This is a genomic window from Oribacterium sp. HCP28S3_H8, from assembly GCF_052064775.1.
Taxonomy (GTDB): domain Bacteria; phylum Bacillota; class Clostridia; order Lachnospirales; family Lachnospiraceae; genus Oribacterium.
Genome location: NZ_JBQHUZ010000002.1, coordinates 219,361 through 241,927, shown reverse-complemented (window position 1 = coordinate 241,927; position 22,567 = coordinate 219,361). Strand labels below are relative to the sequence as shown.

Here is a 22,567-nt window from a genome sequence, read left to right as displayed (position 1 = left end):
CAGATTTGTGCAGAATGTCAATTATCCTATAATTTTGTCAACAAAAACCGGGTGACCATATGGTCACCCGGTCTTGCTGCATACGTCTTAATTATACTTACTTGATTTTTATCATCTGACCAGCATGTGGTCCGAGATTTACCATGATTCTGCCGTTTTCGATCGGAATTTCGTCCTCCGTAATGAGATCAAAGGCAATCGATGCCGGTCTCGGAAGCGGAACGTAAAATGCCGCACCCTGATCATCATTGTTAAGGGCAGTAATAACGCAGCTGTTCTGATCCATCCTTGCATACGCCCACTGTCTGCACTGGAGATAGAGCTCCTTATATCTGCCCATATGCAGCTCGGAGTTTTTACCATGAATCTCCGCAAGCTTTGCGATATATGAGGTAAAGCGGTTGGGCTTCATCTCCTCCTCGGAAATCCTGGGGCGAAGCGGTGAGTCATCCCCTCCGTTTTTTCTGCCTTCCAGTCCGAACTCTCCACCATAGTAAATCGACGGGTGCCCCGGCAGGGTAAACAGCGCCATATAACATGGTTTTAAGTCCGCCTTGTTATCAAGCTTGGAGGCAATCCGGTCCACATCATGATTCTCAAGAAAGGTATAGAGATCATTGGCGATATTGATATTCCGGTTAATGTTATGCGCAATCTCAAAGAAATTATGTGAGTTAAAGCCGGAGTAAATCGACTTATGAAGCTCATAATTGGTAACCGAATGCAATGTCTCCGGGTTTACCCACCTTGCATACTCTCCATGGATCACTTCACCCATCAGCCAGAATTCCGGCTTCATTTCATTGGTAAAGTATCGGAGGCTTTTCTGGAACTGAAGGTCCAGTACATCCGCACAGTCCAGGCGGAGTCCATCAATGTCAAACTCTTTGACCCAGTACCGTACCACATCAATCAGATACTTCCGGACCTCCTCATTGTTAAAGTTAAGCTCCGGCAGTTCATTGGCTCCATGCCAGGCACTGTAGCTGAAGTTATCTCCCATCGGAGAACGCTGATCAAAACGGACCCCCTTATACCAGGACCCATAGCGGGAGGACGGTCCATGCTCCTTTATATCCTGAAAGGCAAAAAATCCGCGTCCCGTATGATTAAACACGGTATCAACAACAACCCGGATCCCGTAATTATGCGCATCCGTTACAAATTTTTTAAAATCCTCGTTGCTGCCCAGTCTCCGGTCTATTTTCTTATAATCATAAGTATCATATCCATGAGAACCGGATTCAAACACAGGTCCGATGTATATTGCATTGCAGCCTAGAACCTTGAGATATGGCAGAAATGCATTGAGCTCACCAAAACGATGATGCACTATGCCTCCATCATTGACACGCTCTGCACCCACCATACCAAGAGGATACATGTGATAAAAAATCGCGCAATCATACCAAGCCATTACAAAAGTCCCTTTTCTTTCTTTATGCCGTTCACAAAGCGCTCCATTCGTTCCAGCGCCTTTTTGAGATCCTGCAGTGAGTATGCATAGGAAATCCTCATATATCCCTCTCCACACGCACCAAAAGCAGTACCCGGCACAATCGCAACCTTCTCCTCTCTTAGGAGCCTTGTTGCAAATTCATCCGAGCTCATACCAAAGCGCTTAATTGACGGAAATACATAAAACGCACCATACGGTTCAAAGCATTCCATGCCCATCTCACGAAGTCTTGACACAAGATACTTCCTCCGCTGGTCATAGGCTTCTCTCATCCTTGCGATATCCTCATCTCCGTTTCGGAGCGCCTCCACTGCGGCATACTGCGAGGTTGTCGGCGCACACATAATAGAAAATTGATGAAGCTTCAACATTTGCTGCAGAATCATCTGCGGTGCACAGGCATATCCGAGTCGCCACCCGGTCATAGCATACGCCTTGGAAAATCCATTGATGTAAACCGTACGCTCTCTCATCCCGGGGAACTCTATGATGGAGTGTACCTTACCCTTGTAGGAAAGCTCAGAATAAATCTCATCCGAAATCACATAAAGATCATGCTCTTCTATAATCGGCACGAGCTTCGCAAGATCCTCGTACTCCATAATCGCGCCAGTTGGATTATTAGGAAACGGCAGCACCAGAATCTTAGTTTTGGGCGTAATTTTGGCAGCAAGCTTCTCCGGTGTCAGACGGAACTCATCCTTCTCCTCGAGCTCAATCGGTACCGGTGTACCACCTGCCATGATACAGCATGGTACGTAGCTTACATAACTTGGCTGTGGAATCAAAACCTCATCGCCCGGACTCAGCATCACACGCATGGCAATATCAATCGCTTCAGAACCGCCAATCGTCACCATACACTCAGACATCGGATCATAGTGCACATCATATCTTCTCTTGATGAGCCGGATGATCTCCTCACGAAGCTCCTTTAAGCCGGAATTGGAGGTATAAAAGGTTCTGCCCCGTTCCAACGAGTGAATACCCTCCTCGCGGACATGCCACGGGGTATCAAAATCCGGTTCTCCCACTCCGAGAGAGATAGCGTCATCCATCTCCGCCACAATATCAAAAAACTTACGGATCCCGCTCGGCTCGAGACTCGTGATTCTGTCATTTAATGGATTTCTCATGGGGACACCTTCATTCTCTCATCTGACTTCGGCTGATCAATGACCGTGCCGTGATCCTTGTACTTCTTAAGCACAAAGTGTGTCGATGTGGAAAGAATCGAGTCCATCGGAGACAGCTTCATGGATACAAAGCTTGCAACCTCCTTCATGGTCTTACCCTTGATCAGTACCATGAAATCAAATGCACCGCTCATAAGGTACACCGCGTCCACCTCATCATACTGATAAATCCGCTCAGCAATGTTGTCAAAGCCCATGCCACGCTGTGGAGTAACCTTAACCTCAATCAGGGCATCTACCCGTTCATCCTTGGTTTTGTCCCAGTTGATCAGCGTGTGATAGCCGCAGATAATATGCTCATTTTCCATTGCCTCGATTTCATGAGCAATCATTGCCTCGTCTTCTCCTAAAATCGACGCAAGCTCTTTGACCGTAAGTCTTGAATTTTTTTCAAGAATGGCAAGTATTCTTTCTCTCATATATAACACTCCTGTCTGGATTTTTATAAACGATGCCAACGCTCTCATTTTACCTTGAATCTAAGGTATCATCAATGAATTCCGGCTTAAATTCAACTAAATTTTATCAATCTCGTCCCGATGTTCATTGGTAAGAAAGCCTGGTTCCGCCCCATCCATCCTGAGACGCTGCCGTCCGGCAGTGAGATGTCCAAAAACCGATGCGGAAACGCCCAGCCGGTTCAGCTCCTCACAGAGACGATACCCCTGCGATGCCGCAGCAAGATATGCTCCTCCTGCGTAAATCCTGAATGGCATGAGTTCCAGGCACTCGCAAAGCTCTACTGTAAATTGCAGCACGGGGATCCGACTCAGGAAGTATTCGCATCCGGGACCTGGTGAAAGAATCCGCCCGGTCGCGGGATCGCGTCCCTCCTCGGCACAGAAATCCCAAAGTGCGGAAAGGATACCGCCCTCCCGGATCTCTCGGATCTTGCTTACGCCGTACTTCATTTCAAAGGACGGGAGCAGGTCGGAAATTGCACCATAGCTAAGCTCACCGGCATTGAGCATCGCGACAAGCTCCGGCTCATCCTCTCTGACAGGAACTCCGGTACGTGTCAGAATCGGGATATTTTCAACAGATATCCTATGGTCTCTGATGTCAATCCGCGGGAGCTTGTCAAGGTGCTGTGTCTCCTCCGTGAGATAGGTTCTGCTGAAATGGTCTGTGATTTTATCAAGCTTACGGTCCAGGATGTATCTGGTCCCGTAGAGTCCGGTGTATCCGATGCACAAAAGATCCTGTCCCGGGGTAATCTGATACATAGCGCCTCCCTTTATGTTCCACGTTTCAAAGTCTCGTTTGCCCCACCTGTCTCAATTGCCTCAGCTCACAGGCAGATAAAAATACCGCCTGCCTGGCGGGTAGTTTCCAATCTCTCGCGCTTCGTCGTTTTTCGGAACGTAAAAAAAGAAGCAGTGCGAGAGACGTGGTCACAACCAACAAAAAAGCGATGACCATACCATGGCCACCGCTCACATCCTGTGTTTAACCTCGGGCAATATATGGGAGGACCATCGTCAGCACCATAGCCAATGCCAGTGCAACGACAATCACCGCAGATATTGTCTTTTTCTGTTTTGGACTAAGCATATCTCTCCTTACCTTAGCTGTATCTGAAGCTTTGCCGATAATGCTCATATTTTAGTACTTTTCTGTAAAAATAACAAGTCCCTGATCGAAATCTGGTATATACCTGATCCAGATCCGGCAAATACCGGCAGCTACAGATAGATACAAATTGATACAAATAGGGTCTCATCTGCCCGGAGACTGTCCGTTCAGATGAGACCCTAGTATCAGATATAATGCTTTTTGGAGAACTCCAGTCGGCTGAGCGCTCTCGCAAGCGATGACTGCGACATTTTGTATTCTCCGATGCTCTGCTTCTGACGCAGCTGTTCCTCTGCCCGTTCCTTGGCTTCCTCCGCACGGCGGACATCAATTTCATCCGCGGTTTCGCACGTATCCACAAGCACGGTAATACGGTTGTTGGCACAGGACAGGATACCGCCGCTGACAACGACCTCGATCCTGGTCCCGTCCGGCTTTACAATTGCCATCGGGCCGGTTTCTACCGCAACCACCACCGGTGCATGATGCGCCATAAAGCCAAAGGATCCGTCCAGGGTATTGATCTTAAGATACGTGGCATGCGCATCATAAAAGACCTTGTTGGAAGCAATCACCCGGAGACTGAATACTGCCTCACTCATGTTTATTTTCCGCCTTCTTCTTTACATCCTCAATGGTGCCGACATTAAAGAATGCACTCTCGGGATAGTCATCCATCTCGCCCTTGATAATCGACTGGAATCCATGGATGGTGTCCTCCAGATGTACATATCTGCCGGGAATACCTGTGAACTGCTCTCCTACAAAGAACGGCTGGGACAGGAAGTTACGGATCTTACGCGCACGATACACCGTCAGCTTATCCTCCTCGGAAAGCTCCTCCATACCCAGGATTGCAATGATATCCTGCAGCTCCTTGTACTTCTCGAGAATCTGGAGTACCTTCTGCGCGGTCTCATAGTGTTCCTTGCCGACAATATCCTCCGTAAGAATTCTGGACGAGGATTCCAGCGGATCTACGGCAGGATAAATGCCCTGCTCTACGATCTTACGGGAGAGCACGGTCGTCGCGTCCAGATGGGCAAAGGTGGTTGCCGGCGCCGGATCTGTAAGATCATCTGCCGGTACATAAACCGCCTGTACAGAGGTAACAGAGCCATGTCTTGTGGAAGCGATCCGCTCCTGAAGCTGACCCATTTCCGTTGCCAGTGTCGGCTGGTAACCAACGGCTGACGGCATACGACCAAGCAGTGAGGAAACCTCGGAGCCTGCCTGTACAAAACGGAAAATGTTATCAATAAAAAGCAGTACATCCTTATGCTCAACATCACGGAAATACTCCGCCATCGTGAGTCCGGTTTCCGCAACCCGCATTCTCGCGCCGGGGGACTCGTTCATCTGACCAAACACCAGCGCAGTGTTTTTAATAACGCCGGAGGCACTCATCTCACTGTAGAGATCATTACCCTCACGGGAACGCTCTCCGACACCGGTAAAAATCGAATATCCTCCGTGCTCTGTGGACACGTTACGGATCAGCTCCTGGATCAGGACGGTTTTACCTACACCGGCACCTCCAAAAAGACCGATCTTGCCGCCCTTGGCATATGGGGCAAGCAGATCAATAACCTTGATACCTGTTTCCAGGATTTCCTGTACCGGACTCTGATCTACAAACTTCGGCGGCTTTCTGTGGATTTCCCACTTCTCCTCCGTCTCCGGAGCCGGCTTTCCGTCAATGGTCTCACCCAGTACATTAAATAATCTACCTAAGGTTTTATCACCTACCGGCACGGAAATGCCGCGTCCGGTATTTGTTACCTGCATCTCCCGCTCCAGTCCCTCACTGGCTCCGATCATAATGCAGCGCACGGTATTGTTTCCAATCTGCTGCGCAACCTCCATGACCTGCTTTTTGCCGTGATTGTCAACCTCCAGAGCAGTTCTCAGATCCGGAAGCGGCAGTGCATCAAACTCCACGTCGACGACCGGACCCTTTACTTCTATTATTCTGCCAGTCTGCATCCTGACTTATCTCCTTCCGTTATTCTGTGCTCGTGCTCCCGCGACTACCTCGGTGATTTCCTGCGTAATCTTTGCCTGACGGAGCCGATTGTACTGAATCGCCAGACTCTGCTTCAGATCCTTACCGTTTCTGTTGGCGGAATCCATCGCTGTCATACGCGCGTTCTGCTCGGAGCAGAAGGATTCGACCAGAGCACTGTAGATAAATCCATTGAGGTAGCTCGGGATAATGTTATCAATGATGGCCTTTGGTGTCGGACGCATACGGAACTCCTCCATATTGGAGACCATCGGCAGCTTCACAAGACTCGGATCCAGTTTATCCAGCGGGAGCAGCTGCTGTACCTCGGTCTCTGCCTCGATGCTGTTTTTCATCCGTGTATAGACGATAAAAACCGAATCGATTTCACCAGCCTCAAACAGATCCAGCATGCGGCCGGTGATGACACGGGCACGATGCAGTGTCGGATTTTGTGCCGTATAGTGAAAATGCTCTTCTACATGGATGCCGCGGGCGTGAAAATACACACGTCCCATATCCCCTACAACAAACAACTTGTGCTTCGGTCTCTTCGCCATCAGCTCCTCTGTCTTTTTGAGCACGTTATGATTATATGCGCCTGCCAGACCCTTGTCGGCTGTGACCGAGATAATTGCTGTCTTATACTCTTCCTCCTTGCCGGAGGTTCTGAGTTCCTTACGCACATCAAGATAAGGATGCGTAAAATCCGGAGGCAGGTGCCGCAGGATTCTCTGGATCGTGGACTGCAGGGTATAAAAATATGGTTCTGTTTCCTGCAGCTCGATCCTTGCCTTCCTTAACTTGGTGGAGGAAATGAGATACATTGCGTTGGTGATTTTGAGCGTATTGTCAATACTGGAAATCCGGTCTCTCAGCTCTCTTGTTGTTGACAAAATTATGCCTCCTCATTTTCCTCTGCCGGCGCATCCGGATGCTCTCTGTAATACTCTGAAAACTCATCCGTCACAGAAAGAATCTTGTCGATGCTGCCATCATCCAGCTGTCCCGAAATTTCAATATTTCGTCCAACCTCCGGATAGCGGCTGGCAAAATAATGGAGAAGCCTAAGCTCGAAATCCTTGACCTTCTCCGGGGCTACCTGGATCAGCTTCTTATGAAGACTTGCCACCAGGATGATGACCTGGTCGCCCATACTCATCGGATGTCCGAGTGGCTGCTTCAGGAGCTCCATCAGCACCTTACCCTGTGCCAGAAGCTCCCGGGTGTTTTCATCAAGATCGGATGAGAACTGGGTAAATACAGCCATTTCACGATACTGTGCAAGATCAATACGCAGCGATCCAGATGCCTTTTTCATCGCTTTGGATTGCGCTGCTCCACCTACACGGGAGACGGAAAGTCCGACATTGACGGCTGGTCTCTGTCCCTCAAAGAAAAGATCGGATTCCAGGAAAATCTGTCCGTCGGTAATGGAAATAACATTGGTCGGGATATATGCGGATACATCACCATCCTGCGTCTCAATAATCGGCAGTGCAGTGATCGAACCGCCGCCCAGCTTCTCAGACAATCTAGCGGATCTCTCCAGGAGTCTGGAATGCAGATAAAATACATCACCGGGATATGCTTCACGACCGGGAGCCCGTCCCAAAAGCAGGGAAAGCGCACGATACGCCACTGCATGCTTGGAAAGATCATCATAAACAATCAGCACATCCTGACCCTTATGCATGAAATACTCTGCAAGAGAGGTTGCTGCGTACGGAGCGATATACTGAATCGGTGCCGGATCCGCGGCGGTAGCTGCCATGACGCAGGTATACTTCATCGCGTCATGCTTTCTCAGGTTCTCCACCAGTGCGGCAACCGTAGATTCCTTCTGTCCGATGGCAACATAGATACAGATACAGTTCTTACCCTTCTGATTAAGAATTGTATCCATTGCTATCGAGGTTTTACCGGTCTGACGGTCACCAATGATCAGCTCTCTCTGCCCACGTCCGATCGGGAACATGGAATCAATCGCAAGGATACCTGTCTCCAGCGGCTGATTTACCGGCTGACGGTCAATGATGCCCGGTGCCGGCTGCTCGATCGCGCGGTACTCCTCTCCATGGATCGGTCCGATGCCATCAATCGGATTTCCAAGTGCATCTACAACTCTGCCGAGATATTCCTCTCCGACAGGGATACCTGCCATCTGACCAGTCCGGATACCTCGATCGCCCTCGCTCAGTCCGCCGTCATCTCCAAGCAGAATAACACCAATCCGATCCTTCTCAATGTTCTGCACCATACCCATAGTGCCATTGTCAAAGCGGATCAGCTCACCATACATGGCATGGTCAAGACCGTTCATCTGTGCAATGCCGTCACCAATGGTGACAATAAAGCCGATCTCCTTTTTCTCTACGCGGACGCCGAAATCTGAAATACTGCTTCTCAGAATCGTCAGGATATCCGCATCACTCTGCAGTGAAGAGCGGGTTTCCTGTAGTTCTTTAAGGAACTGATCTCTCCGTCCCTTGGTACTCCAGTCATACTGATCATGCCCTACTTCCAGGATAAATCCTCCTCCAAGAGAAGGTTCCTCCTTCATGGTGAAGCTGAAATGTGTTGTCTGATACTTATCCTTAACAAATTTCTGGATTTCCAGAAGCTGACGCTCCGATGGTTTTGTAACATAAAAAAGCTTGACATTCAGCTGCTTCTCCGACTCACTTTTCATGATCCGGTACTGATCCGCAACCTCCGGCCAGTCCTTTATTTCATTATTATCGCAGAGAATCTTTAAAATGCTCCTGATCTCTGCGGGAAATACGCTGTCAATCACCTCGTGCCGTTTCACCAGCGGAACCGTCGGATCGGACAGCGATGAAGAGGTTTCTGGAAGCACCTCAAAAATATGGGTGGTTTCCTGGATCACTTCTTCCGGAACCCTGAGCTGAATCAGCTTCTCAGCCTGTTCTTTTGCGGTTTCTGTCATTCTGTTCAGCCTTTCTTTGTTTCTTCATTTTGCAGGAAACGATCATACAGTTTCTGATCGTTTTCATGAGAATCCTGAGCCGATGCCATACGGTATGCTGCCTCTGCTACAAGCTCAGCAACCTCCTTCTGCACCTTCTCCCGCTTTTCCGCGGCTTCCTTCTCTGCCTGTATGCCTGCATCCTTGATGATTTTATCCGCCTTCCGGTTTGCGTTCTCAATGATCTCATCATATTCATGAGATGCGTCGATTCTTGCCTGATTGAGCGTTTTCTGACGCTCGGCATCAATAGATGCCATGGAGCTTTCATACTGCTGCTTCAGCTTCTCGGCATCAAGCTTTGTTTCCTCTGCTTTCTGGTAAGTTGCGTCAATCTCTGCCTTACGCTCGTTTAAAACCTTGCGAACCGGCTTAAACAGAAACTTCTTCATCAGAAAGACAAGAAACAGAAGATTGACAATCGTAAATAAAAGATTGATATCTACTCGTAACATGTTTCCTCCGTCCCTTCATGTCAATGTATTTGTCTGATCCCAGGTCCTTATTTCAGGAAGAAGATAATCAGAATGCCAAGTACAAATCCATAAATGGCGGTTGCCTCTGCAAGGGCACATCCAAGCAGCAGGATCCTCATGATCTTGCTGTCTGCTTCCGGCTGTCTTGCGATCGCCTCTGCAGCCTTACCAGTTGCAAAACCAATTGATACACCTGCACCGATGCAAGCCAGTGCTGCCAAACCTGCTCCAATAGCTGTTACGTTCATGTTCATATCCTCCGTAAAACCTTATTCCACGGCATCCTGGATAAACAGTGATGTCAGAAATACAAAAACATAGGCCTGAATCAGACCATCAAAAATATCAAAATAGAGACTGAAGATCGCCGGTATACCGACAGGCACCACCAGCTTGATCAGCTCCATGATGACAAAAGCTCCCAAAACATTGCCAAAAAGTCTCATACAGAGAGACAGCGGCCGGATGACAATCTCCAGAATGTTGATCGGCGTCACAATGGCCACCGGCTGCGCAAAGCTTTTAAGCCATTTGCCCATACCCTTCCTGCGAATGCCGGCATACTCAATAAGCACGATACTCATGACTGACAGAGCAATCGTTACATTGAGATCCTTTGTCGGCGGCTTCAGTCCAAAAAGACCGATCACATTAGAAAATGCAATGTAGAGCAGTATCACCGAAATATAGGTGCTGTACTGCTTTGCCTTGTCTCCAAGCATCCCCTCCGTAAAATGGTCAAGCCAGGTCACAATGAGCTCGGCAATCTGCTGTTTTTTACCGGGGTTCCTCACAGTAAGCCCGGAACCAAGATAAACCGACAGCATAACCAGCACGGCCATAATGACCCATGTTACCGCAACGGACTCGGAGATTGGGATTCCTCCAAGAACAGGAATGGTAAACACCGTGTTAACATTCAGTTCCTCAAGGAGCGCCGATGCGAGTTTTTCCATTAAATTCACCTCCGCTTCTTTGCTGACTGCACAATAATACAGCAGTAGAATCATACTTTCCCTATTATAGTCTTGCTTTCAGTATTCACAAGACGTATTATTTGTATGTCATCTATATCAAATTGATATGTATGTATCAAAGTCAGCTAAATTGTGTTACCTTTTTTTGTCTAAAATGTTTATGGCATTATACATGGAGCATCACATGATCACCTACGACTACTACCGGATTTTTTATTATGTTGCTTCCTGCCGCAGTCTTACAAAGGCTGCCAGGATCCTTGGCAATAACCAGCCCAATATCACAAGAAGCATGAACAACCTGGAGTCGGAGCTTGGCTGCAAGCTGATGCAGCGCAGTAACCGCGGCATCACACTGACTCCAAACGGCAAAGCACTGTTTGAGCATGTGGCGATTGCATTTGACCAGCTGGAATCCGGCGAACGCGAAATCCGTCAGGATCTCAATATGGAGAGTGGTCATGTCACCATTGCCGCTTCCGAAACCTCCCTCCGGGTTCTGCTGCTTCCTGTCCTCCGGAACTTCCAGCTGAAATTTCCGGAAATCCACATCAGTATTTCCAATCACGCAACTCCGCAGGCAATCCGGACACTGCAGAGCGGACTTGCCGACTTTGCGATCGCCACTACTCCTCTCGATATCCGCCAGCCTCTGATTGCGGAACCTCTCTGTGATTTCCGGGAAATCCCAATCGCAGGGCTGAAATACGTCGATCTTGAATCCGAAACGCTGACCCTCAAGGATTTAAAAAAATACCCTCTTATCAGTGTCGGCAGAAACACCGGTACCCGGGAGTTCTATGTAAAATACTTTATGGATCATCATCTTTCTTTCCATCCGGAGCTGGAAGCCTCCTCAACCGATCAGATTCTGCCCATGGTAGAGTATAATTTAGGCATCGGCTTCTATCCAGAGGACCTTGCCCGGGACGCCATCAACCGGAAGCGCATCTGTCCGCTCCATCTGACGGAGGACATCCCGGAGCGTACCTTCTGCCTTGTTATGGATCAAACCCATGTGATGAGTACCGCCGCAAGACGCCTGATCACAGATATCCGCCATTTCACACAGATAAAAAAGAACCCTCCCGAAGGAGAGTCCTCAGATTTTGCATAAATATTTTATATATATGTATATTAAGCTATCGCTGTATCGTGATGCCTGTAAACCGCATCGCCGTATCTCAGTTTGCCGCTGTGGTACTTACCGTAATAGACGATCCCAGCGCACTGATGGTGCCCGTCGGTGTATTGGCTGATAAGGCTGTGGAAGTCCCGCTGCTTGTCGTATTGGATGATCCCGCAGTGGAAGCTCCGCCGGATGCTGCAGAGCCGGAGCCTGCTCCGGTCGCTGCGGCAGAAGCCGTGGTTGCCGCAGATTCCTTTGGCTTTGCATACTGCTTGGAAATGTAAGCATCCTGACCATTGTAATCAATAATGATCCACTCTGTATCATAATCGCCCTTATATGTAATCTCCGTATCCGGATCAAGCACATCCAGCACCTGTGAGTTATCCGTGCTTGGTGCCGTACGGACTCTGACACCTGCAGTGGTTACCCATGTAGCGGAAATTGCTGCAGTAGTTTCGGGTTCCGTCGTTTCCGGAACGGTAGTCTCTGCAATGGTTGCCATGGTCTGCTGCTCTGTGCTTGCCGCAGCCGTTGTCTCGACCACCTTACTGCCGCCGCTCATAAGTACACGAATCAGAATCACAAACAGCAGAACACACGCCACCGGAATCAGCACCCGGAGGATGCGGTACAGATCAATCTCCTGTGATGTCTGGCGGTTACGATCCGATCTCCTGTTTCCGGAGGATCCTCTCCGTCTCTGCCCCTGCACTGTCTGCCGTCTGACTGCCTGAGCGGATCGTGCGTTATCGCTTGACCGCACCGGTCTTGAGGGTCTGCCAGAGGTTCTTGCTGTGCGTGCCGTCCGGGAACCGGAAACGGAACGTCGCATCTCTCTCGCCCGATCCGTACCGGCACCGGATCTTCCATTGGAAGTGCTGCGATCCCGGCTTCTATCAATTGGAATATCCAGCCCACCAATCCTCGGCGCATCCGCATATGCCCCGGAGTGGCTGACTCTCGAAGCCACGGTGGTATCTTCCGGCATAGAGGCGGTGGCATCCGCTGCAGTGCTTTCAGCGTCTGCCTCCCTACTCTCCGGTTCCATATCCTCATTGCTCTCTCTTTCCGACCTGTGCAGTGTCCTCTGATTGGCGTCCACATATGCCTCCAGCTCCTCGCGGATCAGCGAAAAAGATTCATTCGCCGCCTGCGCACTGACACTACTTCCTTCCTCTGCTTCTTTTGCATAGGAAACAATGGCATGATAATGATCCTGTGTTTTTTTGGAAATATACCGGCCCTCAAACAGCTGATCAATATCCTGCTCAAGTGACTCGCTTACGAGACAGGCTTTATCTACCTGCAGCCGGACAATCGTTTTAAGAATCTCCTGATTGAGGATCATAGATTCCCGGTACTGTCCGTTTAGGATCTCCTTCTGAACTGTATTAAGCTGTACGCGGATATTTCCCCAGATACTTTTATCTCTTGGTGTAGGCATTTACACGACCTCCTCCGGTCTGCTGCCGGATTATGTATAAAATGCAATAACAAAGCGTTAAACTTCCTTAAATTTACGCTTTATTATAACAATTCATCATTTTTGTCAAATACATTTTTAGTATACAAAAAATTATTTTCATATTCAAGGGAGCATCCGCCGTTTTGCCTAATTTAAAATTAGTGACACAAAATATTGTTAAAATCGTAAACTCATGATAGAATGCCCGCAGCGTATGACATGGCAAATGTCAGAAAAACGGCTCCTGCATCCGGGGAAATCAGCAAATTTACACCTGTTGTTTCCTATATAAATGTGCAGAGCTTCTGTTGATGCAAAGGCTAATATAAAAATAAAGGAAAACACATGAGACTACGTCATATTACCGGATCCGAGGATATGGTCGCCGGATCAGAGTTTGTTACCCATGAACCGGAAAAACTTAAAGGCCGCTGGGCATCCGATGTATTTCATAATGATCATCCCATCCATATAGAAATCGGCATGGGGAAAGGGCAGTTCATCACAAAGCTTGCGGCGCTCAATCCGGGAATCAATTACATCGGCATTGAACGGTATGATACCGTGCTTTTAAAAGCGATCCGGAAGCGGGAGGATGCAGTCCGGCAGGGTGCAGAGCTCTCTAATCTCACATTTATAAGCATTGACGCAAGACTTTTAAATGATGTATTTGCTGAAGGTGAGGTTAATCGGATCTATCTTAATTTTTCAGACCCCTGGCCCAAGGATCGCCACGCAAACCGAAGACTGACAAGTCCTATATTTATGGCAATTTATCAGAAGCTTCTTGCTGCCGATGGAATCCTGGAATTCAAAACCGATAATACAGAGCTTTTTGATTACTCTCTCACTTCCATCCCTCAGTCCGGCTGGAAATTAAAATCTGTGACACGGGATCTTCACCATGATGCCGCAATGAATGAAGGAAATATCATGACAGAATATGAGGAGAAATTCAGTGCCAAGGGAAATCCGATCTATAAGCTCGTTGCAGAGCCTGCAGGTAGTTCCAAAGAACTCTGAAATACGGACGAATCGATTAAGCTCCGAAAAAACAGTTTAGACAGGCGACTTTCACCTTACCAGAATCGCAATCTGATTCACTTTTACTTTAAAATGTTTGCTTTTAAAAATATTTTAGAATTTTGCTTGACAATTCCCCTAGGATTTCGTATAGTAAATGAGCGCTGTGAAACAGCCCACTGAGATGCGCCTTTAGCTCAGTTGGTAGAGCAGTAGACTCTTAATCTATTTGTCCAGGGTTCGAGTCCCTGAAGGCGCATGAAACCGGAAGCACTTAGCTTTCGGTTTTTTTGTTTCTTGATTTTTATCCTGTGAAATTGTGCTGCACCAACGCAGGCCGCATTCATGCCTCTGGCATCGTGCCGTACAACCGCAGGAGACATTCGCATCCCCGGTATCGTAAGAGAATCTTCAAGAACTCCCGGGAAAACGGTGCTATAATCTATAAGATTTTATAATTGAGCTAATTGTATGCTGAACTATCTAAGAGGAAACATTGCATGATAAAAAATCAGTTATATCGGCGAGGCACTGCGCTGCTTCTGACCGGAGTCCTGCTGGGGCTTACCGGTTGCGAACAGAAGGTCGGAACTACCGCCACCACTGCAGTCGCATCAGCTTCGGATATTGTCGTTACCACTGCCGAGGAAACACAGGCTGTCCAGGCAGTCGCTGCTCTTGGTGCCAATGCTAATGTATTACCCTCCATTGAGGGCGTAACCATTGACGCCAATGCGGAAGCGCTTGCCCCTGTCAATCTGACGGTCGGTGTCATCAACAGTGTCGTAAGTGATCTCCAGCAGCGTTTGATGGATCTCGGTTATATGGATGCCGATGAGCCGACAGCCTATTACGGCGCCGCAACCTCCAAGGCGGTGCAGTATTTCCAGCGTCAGGCAGGCATGACCATGGATGGCATTACCGGTGTCGATACCTGGGATGCCATCATGTCGGACAGTGCCCCGCGCTATGCGGTTAAAAAGGGCTTCCAGGGAGATGATGTCACAGATATCCAGTATCGTCTGTATAACCTGGGGTATCTTTCCGAGGCCGGACAGATCAACGGAACCTTTGATGATACAACAGAAGCTGCGGTACGCAAGATGCAGACGGTGAATGGTCTCACTGTCGATGGAACCGTGGGACAGAGCACACATGATCTGCTCTACTCTGATGATGTCAAGGCCAACATCATCGCTCTCGGCGAGCAGTCTGATCTCGTAAAGAAATATCAGCAGCGTCTGATTGATCTCGGATATATGGGTGGCACAGCGGATGGACAATTCGGACAGACCACACAGGATGCGATCCGGTCCTTCCAGTCCCGCAACGATCTGATTGTCGATGGCTACCTTGGCACAGATACCAGAGCCGCTATGGATGCCGATACAGCCAAGCCGTATGCCATGCGGATCGGTGAGCAGTCGGATGCGGTAAAAGAGCTGCAGGATCTGCTTGTAAAATATGGATATCTGTCTCAGGATAATGCTTCCGGATATTTCGGAGAATTGACCAAAGCTGCTGTTGCATCCTTCCAGAGTGTCAACGGTCTTGCATCCGATGGTACAGCAGGTATGAGCACCATGGCTTTGTTACGGTCCGGTAATGCCAAGTCCAAGCCTAAGCCTAAGACCTCCACAAGCTCCGGTAAGTCCTCCTCCGGTAAGACATCAGGTAAATCCTCGTCCGGCTCTTCCAAGAGCTCCGGTTCCGCTTCCTCCGGTTCCGCCAGTGCCGGCGGCGGAGGCGCAACAGTATCCGGTTCCGCTGGCGCACTGGTATCCATCGCCGCCTCCAAGATCGGCAGTCCGTATGTCTGGGGATCCAAGGGTCCGAACTCCTTTGACTGCTCCGGTTTTGTTTACTGGTGTCTCAACCAGGCAGGTGTCGGAGTGTCCTATATGACCTCCTCCGGCTGGAGAAATCCGGGCCGGTTCCGCAGAGTCTCCTACAACGAACTGCAGGCAGGTGATATCATCGTGGTATCGGGTCATGTAGGTATCTGTGCCGGCGGCGGCTCGGTCATCGATGCATCCTCCTCCAACGGCAGAGTTGTCCACAGATCTCTCTCCGGATGGTGGGCTAACAACTTTATTGCGGGATGGCGGATCTTCAGCTGATCAGACATTTCCTGTCTGGTCTGCCTTTAAGAGCATGCGAATGTATACGTTTTAAACAAACACTGCTCTATACTGTAGATTTATACCGTAAAAATGTAGATTTAAACTTGTCCTGCGAGATGCGACGAAATGGAAACACGTCCATCCCGCAGGATTTTTTGTGTCTTTGCATTGCAACTGACGGTATTGTATAATAGGGTATCAAATTGTTTATTTACCCCCTGCAGCAGGTATGTGACTGCTGCAGCCTTGGAAACGGGAGGCAGAACATGCAGACAATTCTTGTATGTGATGACGACAAGCAGATCGTCGAAGCAATTTCAATATACCTTACAGGAGAAGGTTTTAACGTACTTAAGGCATATGACGGCTATGATGCACTAGATATCATGGGAAACAACAAGGTTGATCTCATGATCATTGATGTCATGATGCCTGGTCTCGACGGCATCCGGACAACCTTAAAAATCCGTGAGACCTCCTCCATCCCGATCATCATCTTATCCGCCAAGGGCGAGGATAATGATAAGATCCTTGGATTAAATATCGGTGCCGATGATTACATTACAAAGCCTTTTAATCCGCTGGAGCTCGTAGCCAGAGTCAAATCCCAGCTTCGCCGTTACACACAGCTCGGAAATATCGGAGATCCGCAGAACGATAATATCTATACCTGCGGAGGTCTTGTAATGAATGATGATACCAAGGAGGTCACTGTGGATGGCGAACCTGTACGGCTTACTCCGATCGAATACAACATCCTCCTGCTCCTCGTAAAAAATGCCGGCAAGGTATTTTCCATTGATGAAATCTACACATCCATCTGGAACGAGCAGGCAATCGGAGCCGACAATACCGTTGCTGTGCATATCCGACATATCCGGGAAAAAATCGAAATCAATCCCAAGGAGCCCCGCTACCTTAAGGTCGTCTGGGGTGTGGGATATAAAATCGAGAAGCAGGACAAGGACGGCGACTAAGATAAAAGGATTTAACTAAGGATTCAGCTTATGAAAAAAATCATTGCCGGAACCATTCACGCGCTGGCAGTTCTGATGCTGCTTTTCAGCATCTTTATGTTGACGCTCGGAACCTCGGATAAAACCGCTCTGGACTCCATCCGCCAGCCTGAGTACATTACTTCTTCCGCCTTTGAGTCAAGAGTCAGCGAATCAGTAAATGACATCTTTGACTATATCAATCTTAAGGATCTTTTTGAAAAAAAGGGCACACTGGATCTGAATCAGGTCATTGCGCAGGGAGAGCGAAACGGACAACCGGCTTCCTACAGCCTGGATTATCTGATCAAGTATGCCCGCTCGATGGGCTATTACCTTAATGATAAAAATGAGCTTGCGGACGACGGTCCTGCAACGCTCTCCCACGAGGAGGACCTGAAAAACAAAATCAGAGTGACGTATCGGGCGTATATGCCGGATTATCAGCCTTCGAGTCCCGCTGACGGCATTATGAGCATGGGGCAGCTTGCCCGGGAAACGCTTACCTATCTTGCAAAATACTATGCAGTGCGAAGCGAGTTTTTTGATCATGCAACCAATCTCAAGTTTTTTGCTTACTACGCGCAGGGCGATAAATCTGTCACATATACCAATGATTCGGCCATGACACCGGCACAAATTGCGGAGCTTGGAAAATACATCTGTACAAACAGCACAAATCTGGAGGTACGTACCAATTTGAAAACCGCCCCGTCCAATGTGATCCCCCTGCTGCAGGCAAGAAATCCCTATGACAATGGAGACTATGAGTTTGCGGTAGGCATTGACACCAATTTCCCTGCAGAGGATGCATTTCAGGAGGCCGCTCATGCATATAACGCACGCAGGAAAAGTGCCATTGTCGGCATCATCCTCCTGTCCATCTCGGCAATTACTGCGGCAGTGACATTGGCAACACTCGTCCTGCTGGCGGGACATCCGGAGCATGCGGAGGACAATCGGATTTATCTCTTTCCGCTGGATAAACTCCCTGGGGATCTTGTGCTTCTGATGTTTGCCGGCTGGTTCCGTGCTGCTGACCATCTGACGCCTGCACTGCTTAATTCTATCGAACTAATCCTGGGGAGTTTACCGGCGTGGGATTTCTGGGAGACCTCAGTTTCCTTCCTGTTGAAATACATCATGTTTGTGCCTCTCTGCCTGTCGATTGTCCGGACCTATAAGGCGGATGTCCTCTGGCACAATACACTGATCTACCGGATACTCCAATTGATCCGCTACTACATCCATGCCGCTGCGCTGACGGCGCCAAAATTCTGGAGCTATTTTCTTTTTCTGCTTCCGAATGCTGCATCCTTTGCCATGATCGTTGTGCTCTTGATACGATTTTTCCAGCACCAGAGTCTGTTTGCGTTTCTAGTCGCTGTGGCACTATTTTTTATCATGCTGGCGATTGATTTCTACACCTGGCGCATTGCCACTGGCCTTACCAAGGCAGTAAATGAACAAGTAAAATCTGAACGCTTAAAAGCCGATCTCATCACCAACGTCTCACATGATCTGAAGACTCCATTGACATCAATTATTAATTATGTGGATCTCCTGAAGCGGGAGCATATCGATAATCCGAGAGTTCAGGAGTATCTCGCCGTGCTGGACCAGAAATCCAACCGTCTCAAAACACTGACAGAAGATCTGGTGGAGGCGTCCAAGGCCAGCTCCGGAAACGTCAATATAACGCTTACGGAAATCAATTACAGTGAAATCGTAATGCAGGCACTGGGTGAGTTCGAGGACAAATTTCATACCTGCAAGCTGGAAATCGTGGAGCACTATCCCGATCATCCGGTCATGATCCTGGCTGATGGGCGGCATCTCTGGAGAGTCATAGAAAATCTCCTCAATAACTGCTGTAAATATGCACTCAGGGAAAGCCGCGTCTATGTGGATATCTCAGAGGAGGACAGCCGGGCGGTCTTAACAATTAAAAACATTTCCTCCTCACCTCTTAATATTTCACCTGAGGAGCTTACCGAACGTTTTGTCCGGGGAGATGTCAGCAGAACCACCGAGGGCTCCGGTCTGGGACTTGCCATTGCCAAAAGTCTCACAGCACTGATGCATGGTCAGTTTGTTATCAGCATCGACGGAGATCTCTATAAAGCTGAGGTTATCCTGCCTAAGGTTACAAACAAGGCAGAACTTACAGAAAGTACATCATGAAAAAATACATTTTAAAACACAAAATACTGCTTCAGTCACTGGCAGGACTGCTGCTTTACTCCGCAATTACCCTGCTGCCGGTATCCGCCTTTACAGTGTCTGCTCCTCTTTGCATGATCTCGGGACAGATCACTTCAGAAGCAGCGCAATGGCCGGAACCGGCTGCAGAGATTCAGTCGGAGGGCGCGATTCTCATCGATGCCGACTCCAGCACGGTGCTCTATGAAAAAAATGCAGACACTCCGTATTATCCCGCGTCAATCACCAAGGTTCTGACCGCAGTGATCGTACTGGAGCATGTAAAAAATCTGGATGATATGGTGACATTTTCCTATGCGGCGACCAATACCAATCTGGAAAACAATGCCACAGTCATCGGTGCCGTTGCCGGAGACAAGCTGAGCGTCCGGGACTGCCTTTACTGTCTCCTGCTGCACTCTGCCAACGACTGTGCCAATGCACTGGCGGAATACGTGGCAGGCTCCAACGAAGCATTCGCGGATCTTATGAATCAGAAGGCACAGGAGCTTGGCTGCACCGGCTCTCATTTTGTAACACCCTCCGGACTCAATAATCCGGATCATTACACAACCTGCCGGGACTACGCTAAAATCATGCAGTATGCCATTAAAAATCCGACCTTCCGGCAGATTGATGCCACACAGGTATATACCCACGCCCCGATCAGCAAGTATCCCGAGGCTTCCGCGCCGGAAAACACGGTCTATGCACATCACAGGATGATGCGCCGTGTCTACCCGGAATACTACGAGGGAGTCTTTGCCGGTAAAACCGGATATACCATGGCAGCAGGCAACACACTCGTCACCGCCTGCAAGCGGAATGGTATGACGCTGATCTGCGTGATTTTAAATGGTCATAACTGCCAGTATACCGATACCAAGGCGCTGTTTGATTTCGGATATACGTCATTTCAGTCCCTGCCGGTGGCCGCAAACGATGCCACCTACTCGGATATCGGGAATCATTTTACGGTAGACGGCATTCCGCTCGTGAATGCTCTCACATTCTCAATTGATGAAACAGATCATGTGACCCTGCCTAAGACCATAAGCTTCTCGGAGGTATCCTCTCAGCTCATATATGATCTCAGCGATGACGAACGAAACGATGCTGCCATTGCAAGAGTGGATTATACTTTAGACGGAAAAGCCGTCGGCAATGCCTATATCCGGCTTAAGGCTCCTGCGGAAGAAACTGCGGCGGCTTCCGAGGATGCCACAATCATGGAGGCCAAGGTGCAGGAAACCGTACCGCAAAGCATTTCCATGGACAGCAGTCAGGAAGCCGTGAAGCCCTCTGTTGCCGGGCAGCTGCCCCAGGAGTCCCGGGAAAACCATGCACCTGTGATTTTTGATCGTAACAGCGGCCGGATTATCATTCAGACGCCGGTCCTGAGAGTTCTCGTGATTCTCGGACTGCTCGCGGCGATTACCGGAATCATTTTCCTACTTTATTACCTTCTGGAACGAAGAGACGAGTTTATCCGGAAACGCCGGAGAGCCAGGATGCTGAAGCATACCAGGGACCTCACACGGGAGCAGAAGGCTCGCCGGGATCTGATGCTCAATAACCGGGACCATGATCGACGCTACCGCAGAAAATAAACTTTTAAATTTAATGAAACAGCATGCCATCTTTCCGGGTGGATCTGCTCAGGTTCTGCCATACTTACGGGCGATGATCCTGCTGCCATGCGCATTAAGCCAATCCTGCCGTGCTCTATAGTCCGGCAGGATTTTTGCAACCTCTGCCCAGAATTTTGGCGAGTGATTCATTTCTTTAAGATGACAGAGCTCATGAACCACCACATAATCTATGATTTCTGGTGGCGTCAGCATCAGCAGCGCATTGAAATTAAGGTTTCCCCTGATGCTGCAGCTCCCCCATCTTGTCTTCTGCATGCGAATGCTGATCGCTCGGTACTTTACACCAAGCCTTGCTGCATAAAGCTCCACTCTTCCGGGAATATACGCTTTGGCACGCTTCCGTAAAGCCTTTTCCTCGGATCCCGTGAGCAGTTCCGGCTCCGGTTCCCGGGCGCGCCGCTCCGCTGCCTGAGCCAGATGCTTTGCGATCCAGCTTGCCCGCTTCTCCAGTACTCTCTGTATGTATCCATCCGGTGTCCGGTATGGCGCACGGACAATCACTCCGCCCTGCTGAGTTACCGTAATAGAGATTGTTTTCCGCTTGCTTTTTCTGATTTCGATTTCCATGCTGCTACTATATCACATCTTTCCCGATCCGGAATCATATCCCGATCCCGGAATACAGTAAGGCGGACCACAGCAATGCTGCGGTCCGCCTTACTATCTGGTTTAATTAGATTTCATGCAGGCTCTGATTACACAAGATACTCTGCAAGCTCGCTTTTTACATAATTTTCCTTCTCTGCCGGAGCATGCAGCGGGATCACTCTGCCGATTCCCATATACATTACACCAACAAGAGATTTCGCATCCACAATACGGCTTCCAGCCCCAAGATTCAGATCAAACGGCATATTGGATACTTTGGCTACAAAATTCCTAACCGCATCCACGGATGAGAACATTACATTTAAAGTACTCATTCTTTTTACCTCTTACCTGGAAAACAATAATAATCCATATCATCCTACGCCCCGATTGGTTTCGGACGTCCAGGTTGCGGATACTATAACATTTTAAAGATCCGGATTCAACAGTCGAAACAGCGAATATATGTACGAATCAATCTATTATCTGTCTACATTGACATATTATTTCGTTAAAACAATGTAAATATGCACAAAAAAAGGAGTGATTTCTGCCAAGTATCCTGCATTCGCCATGGTATTAAGATTTGCTGTAATCGTTTACAGCGTTATTTCTCATGGCGATCTGTCCATCGGATTCCTTCATTTTAGTGCAATTCCAACCGGTTCTTCCATTGACAAGCCACGCGGATGCTCCTAAAATAGTGGGGT

Annotated in this window: 20 protein-coding genes and 1 tRNA gene; 7 read left to right on the top strand and 14 right to left on the bottom strand. The window is 48.7% G+C overall.

The genetic code is table 11. The features are described from left to right. Positions 1-97: 97 nt before the first annotated feature. From ACTNEN_RS03225 to ACTNEN_RS03175, 11 genes are all read right to left on the bottom strand, one after another. Complete coding sequence (locus tag ACTNEN_RS03225; RefSeq protein WP_441204636.1) at positions 98-1,417, bottom strand: alpha-amylase family glycosyl hydrolase; 1,320 nt, start codon at positions 1,415-1,417, stop codon at positions 98-100. Continuing rightward, entirely contained in the window at positions 1,417-2,595 is a 1,179-nt protein-coding gene (locus ACTNEN_RS03220) for a pyridoxal phosphate-dependent aminotransferase (protein WP_441204635.1), read from the bottom strand. Before ACTNEN_RS03220 ends, ACTNEN_RS03225 begins: the two co-directional genes overlap by 1 nt. Beyond that, the gene (locus tag ACTNEN_RS03215) at positions 2,592-3,074 is read right to left on the bottom strand and encodes an Lrp/AsnC family transcriptional regulator (RefSeq protein ID WP_441204634.1); all 483 of its coding nucleotides are present in this window, start codon (positions 3,072-3,074) and stop codon (positions 2,592-2,594) included. The genes ACTNEN_RS03220 and ACTNEN_RS03215 overlap by 4 nt, the downstream gene beginning before the upstream one ends. A gap of 96 nt (positions 3,075-3,170) precedes the next feature. Beyond that, a complete protein-coding gene (locus tag ACTNEN_RS03210; protein ID WP_441204633.1) occupies positions 3,171-3,881 on the bottom strand; it encodes a hypothetical protein in 711 nt (236 codons plus the stop codon). Between the two features lie 534 nt (positions 3,882-4,415). Then, positions 4,416-4,832 (bottom strand): ATP synthase F1 subunit epsilon, encoded by a 417-nt coding sequence (gene atpC / locus ACTNEN_RS03205; protein WP_441204632.1) that lies wholly within the window; start codon positions 4,830-4,832, stop codon positions 4,416-4,418. After that, positions 4,825-6,216, bottom strand: coding sequence for a F0F1 ATP synthase subunit beta (gene atpD / locus ACTNEN_RS03200; RefSeq protein WP_441204631.1), 1,392 nt, complete (start codon positions 6,214-6,216; stop codon positions 4,825-4,827). The genes atpC and atpD overlap by 8 nt, the downstream gene beginning before the upstream one ends. Positions 6,217-6,222: 6 nt before the next feature. Then, positions 6,223-7,131, bottom strand: coding sequence for an ATP synthase F1 subunit gamma (atpG, locus tag ACTNEN_RS03195; RefSeq protein ID WP_441204630.1), 909 nt, complete (start codon positions 7,129-7,131; stop codon positions 6,223-6,225). 2 nt (positions 7,132-7,133) lie between these two features. Next, on the bottom strand, positions 7,134-9,185 hold the full coding sequence (gene atpA, locus ACTNEN_RS03190; protein WP_441204629.1) for a F0F1 ATP synthase subunit alpha: 2,052 nt from the start codon (positions 9,183-9,185) through the stop codon (positions 7,134-7,136). A 5-nt stretch (positions 9,186-9,190) separates the two neighbouring features. Then, positions 9,191-9,679: a F0F1 ATP synthase subunit B gene (gene atpF / locus ACTNEN_RS03185; protein WP_441204628.1), complete on the bottom strand. Its 489-nt coding sequence runs from the start codon at positions 9,677-9,679 to the stop codon at positions 9,191-9,193. A gap of 47 nt (positions 9,680-9,726) precedes the next feature. Further along, on the bottom strand, positions 9,727-9,948 hold the full coding sequence (gene atpE / locus ACTNEN_RS03180; RefSeq protein WP_441204627.1) for an ATP synthase F0 subunit C: 222 nt from the start codon (positions 9,946-9,948) through the stop codon (positions 9,727-9,729). A 21-nt stretch (positions 9,949-9,969) separates the two neighbouring features. After that, the gene (locus ACTNEN_RS03175) at positions 9,970-10,656 is read right to left on the bottom strand and encodes a F0F1 ATP synthase subunit A (protein WP_441204626.1); all 687 of its coding nucleotides are present in this window, start codon (positions 10,654-10,656) and stop codon (positions 9,970-9,972) included. 205 nt (positions 10,657-10,861) lie between these two features. Here ACTNEN_RS03175 and ACTNEN_RS03170 point away from each other — a divergent pair, with 205 nt between their 5' ends. After that, positions 10,862-11,794, top strand: coding sequence for a LysR family transcriptional regulator (locus tag ACTNEN_RS03170; RefSeq protein ID WP_441204625.1), 933 nt, complete (start codon positions 10,862-10,864; stop codon positions 11,792-11,794). A gap of 67 nt (positions 11,795-11,861) precedes the next feature. On the opposite strand, the gene ACTNEN_RS03165 is transcribed toward ACTNEN_RS03170, so the two are convergent. Next, a complete protein-coding gene (locus tag ACTNEN_RS03165) occupies positions 11,862-13,253 on the bottom strand; it encodes an SH3 domain-containing protein (RefSeq protein WP_441204624.1) in 1,392 nt (463 codons plus the stop codon). 366 nt (positions 13,254-13,619) lie between these two features. Here ACTNEN_RS03165 and trmB point away from each other — a divergent pair, with 366 nt between their 5' ends. The 6 genes from trmB (at position 13,620) to ACTNEN_RS03135 (ending at position 21,227) form a co-directional block, all read left to right on the top strand. Then, positions 13,620-14,297 carry a tRNA (guanosine(46)-N7)-methyltransferase TrmB gene (gene trmB, locus ACTNEN_RS03160; protein ID WP_441204623.1) on the top strand — a complete coding sequence of 226 codons (678 nt, stop codon included), beginning with the start codon at positions 13,620-13,622 and terminating at the stop codon, positions 14,295-14,297. A gap of 186 nt (positions 14,298-14,483) precedes the next feature. After that, positions 14,484-14,556: transfer RNA gene (locus tag ACTNEN_RS03155), tRNA-Lys, on the top strand. A 241-nt stretch (positions 14,557-14,797) separates the two neighbouring features. Continuing rightward, entirely contained in the window at positions 14,798-16,417 is a 1,620-nt protein-coding gene (locus tag ACTNEN_RS03150) for a C40 family peptidase (RefSeq protein WP_441204622.1), read from the top strand. A gap of 269 nt (positions 16,418-16,686) precedes the next feature. Continuing rightward, positions 16,687-17,397 (top strand): response regulator transcription factor, encoded by a 711-nt coding sequence (locus ACTNEN_RS03145; RefSeq protein WP_441204621.1) that lies wholly within the window; start codon positions 16,687-16,689, stop codon positions 17,395-17,397. 30 nt (positions 17,398-17,427) lie between these two features. Next, the gene (locus ACTNEN_RS03140; RefSeq protein ID WP_441204620.1) at positions 17,428-19,599 is read left to right on the top strand and encodes a sensor histidine kinase; all 2,172 of its coding nucleotides are present in this window, start codon (positions 17,428-17,430) and stop codon (positions 19,597-19,599) included. Further along, positions 19,596-21,227: a D-alanyl-D-alanine carboxypeptidase family protein gene (locus ACTNEN_RS03135; RefSeq protein WP_441204619.1), complete on the top strand. Its 1,632-nt coding sequence runs from the start codon at positions 19,596-19,598 to the stop codon at positions 21,225-21,227. Before ACTNEN_RS03140 ends, ACTNEN_RS03135 begins: the two co-directional genes overlap by 4 nt. A 48-nt stretch (positions 21,228-21,275) precedes the next feature. Here the strand turns inward: ACTNEN_RS03135 and ACTNEN_RS03130 are convergent, their stop codons facing one another. Together ACTNEN_RS03130 and ACTNEN_RS03125 are read right to left on the bottom strand one after the other, a co-directional pair. Continuing rightward, the gene (locus ACTNEN_RS03130) at positions 21,276-21,836 is read right to left on the bottom strand and encodes a M48 family metallopeptidase (protein ID WP_441204618.1); all 561 of its coding nucleotides are present in this window, start codon (positions 21,834-21,836) and stop codon (positions 21,276-21,278) included. A gap of 128 nt (positions 21,837-21,964) precedes the next feature. Continuing rightward, the gene (locus ACTNEN_RS03125; RefSeq protein ID WP_441204617.1) at positions 21,965-22,192 is read right to left on the bottom strand and encodes an HPr family phosphocarrier protein; all 228 of its coding nucleotides are present in this window, start codon (positions 22,190-22,192) and stop codon (positions 21,965-21,967) included. Between the last annotated feature and the right edge of the window lie 375 nt (positions 22,193-22,567).

Coding starts and splice junctions, on each gene's coding strand:
- ACTNEN_RS03165 (WP_441204624.1), bottom strand. CDS start 13,253: ATGCCTACACCAAGAGATAAAAGTATCTGGGGAAATATCCGCGTACAG.
- ACTNEN_RS03170 (WP_441204625.1), top strand. CDS start 10,862: ATGATCACCTACGACTACTACCGGATTTTTTATTATGTTGCTTCCTGC.
- ACTNEN_RS03175 (WP_441204626.1), bottom strand. CDS start 10,656: ATGGAAAAACTCGCATCGGCGCTCCTTGAGGAACTGAATGTTAACACG.
- ACTNEN_RS03125 (WP_441204617.1), bottom strand. CDS start 22,192: ATGAGTACTTTAAATGTAATGTTCTCATCCGTGGATGCGGTTAGGAAT.
- ACTNEN_RS03145 (WP_441204621.1), top strand. CDS start 16,687: ATGCAGACAATTCTTGTATGTGATGACGACAAGCAGATCGTCGAAGCA.
- atpF (WP_441204628.1), bottom strand. CDS start 9,679: ATGTTACGAGTAGATATCAATCTTTTATTTACGATTGTCAATCTTCTG.
- ACTNEN_RS03130 (WP_441204618.1), bottom strand. CDS start 21,836: ATGGAAATCGAAATCAGAAAAAGCAAGCGGAAAACAATCTCTATTACG.
- atpD (WP_441204631.1), bottom strand. CDS start 6,216: ATGCAGACTGGCAGAATAATAGAAGTAAAGGGTCCGGTCGTCGACGTG.
- ACTNEN_RS03225 (WP_441204636.1), bottom strand. CDS start 1,417: ATGGCTTGGTATGATTGCGCGATTTTTTATCACATGTATCCTCTTGGT.
- ACTNEN_RS03150 (WP_441204622.1), top strand. CDS start 14,798: ATGATAAAAAATCAGTTATATCGGCGAGGCACTGCGCTGCTTCTGACC.
- atpC (WP_441204632.1), bottom strand. CDS start 4,832: ATGAGTGAGGCAGTATTCAGTCTCCGGGTGATTGCTTCCAACAAGGTC.
- atpE (WP_441204627.1), bottom strand. CDS start 9,948: ATGAACGTAACAGCTATTGGAGCAGGTTTGGCAGCACTGGCTTGCATC.
- ACTNEN_RS03215 (WP_441204634.1), bottom strand. CDS start 3,074: ATGAGAGAAAGAATACTTGCCATTCTTGAAAAAAATTCAAGACTTACG.
- atpA (WP_441204629.1), bottom strand. CDS start 9,185: ATGACAGAAACCGCAAAAGAACAGGCTGAGAAGCTGATTCAGCTCAGG.
- ACTNEN_RS03140 (WP_441204620.1), top strand. CDS start 17,428: ATGAAAAAAATCATTGCCGGAACCATTCACGCGCTGGCAGTTCTGATG.
- ACTNEN_RS03135 (WP_441204619.1), top strand. CDS start 19,596: ATGAAAAAATACATTTTAAAACACAAAATACTGCTTCAGTCACTGGCA.
- ACTNEN_RS03220 (WP_441204635.1), bottom strand. CDS start 2,595: ATGAGAAATCCATTAAATGACAGAATCACGAGTCTCGAGCCGAGCGGG.
- ACTNEN_RS03210 (WP_441204633.1), bottom strand. CDS start 3,881: ATGTATCAGATTACCCCGGGACAGGATCTTTTGTGCATCGGATACACC.
- trmB (WP_441204623.1), top strand. CDS start 13,620: ATGAGACTACGTCATATTACCGGATCCGAGGATATGGTCGCCGGATCA.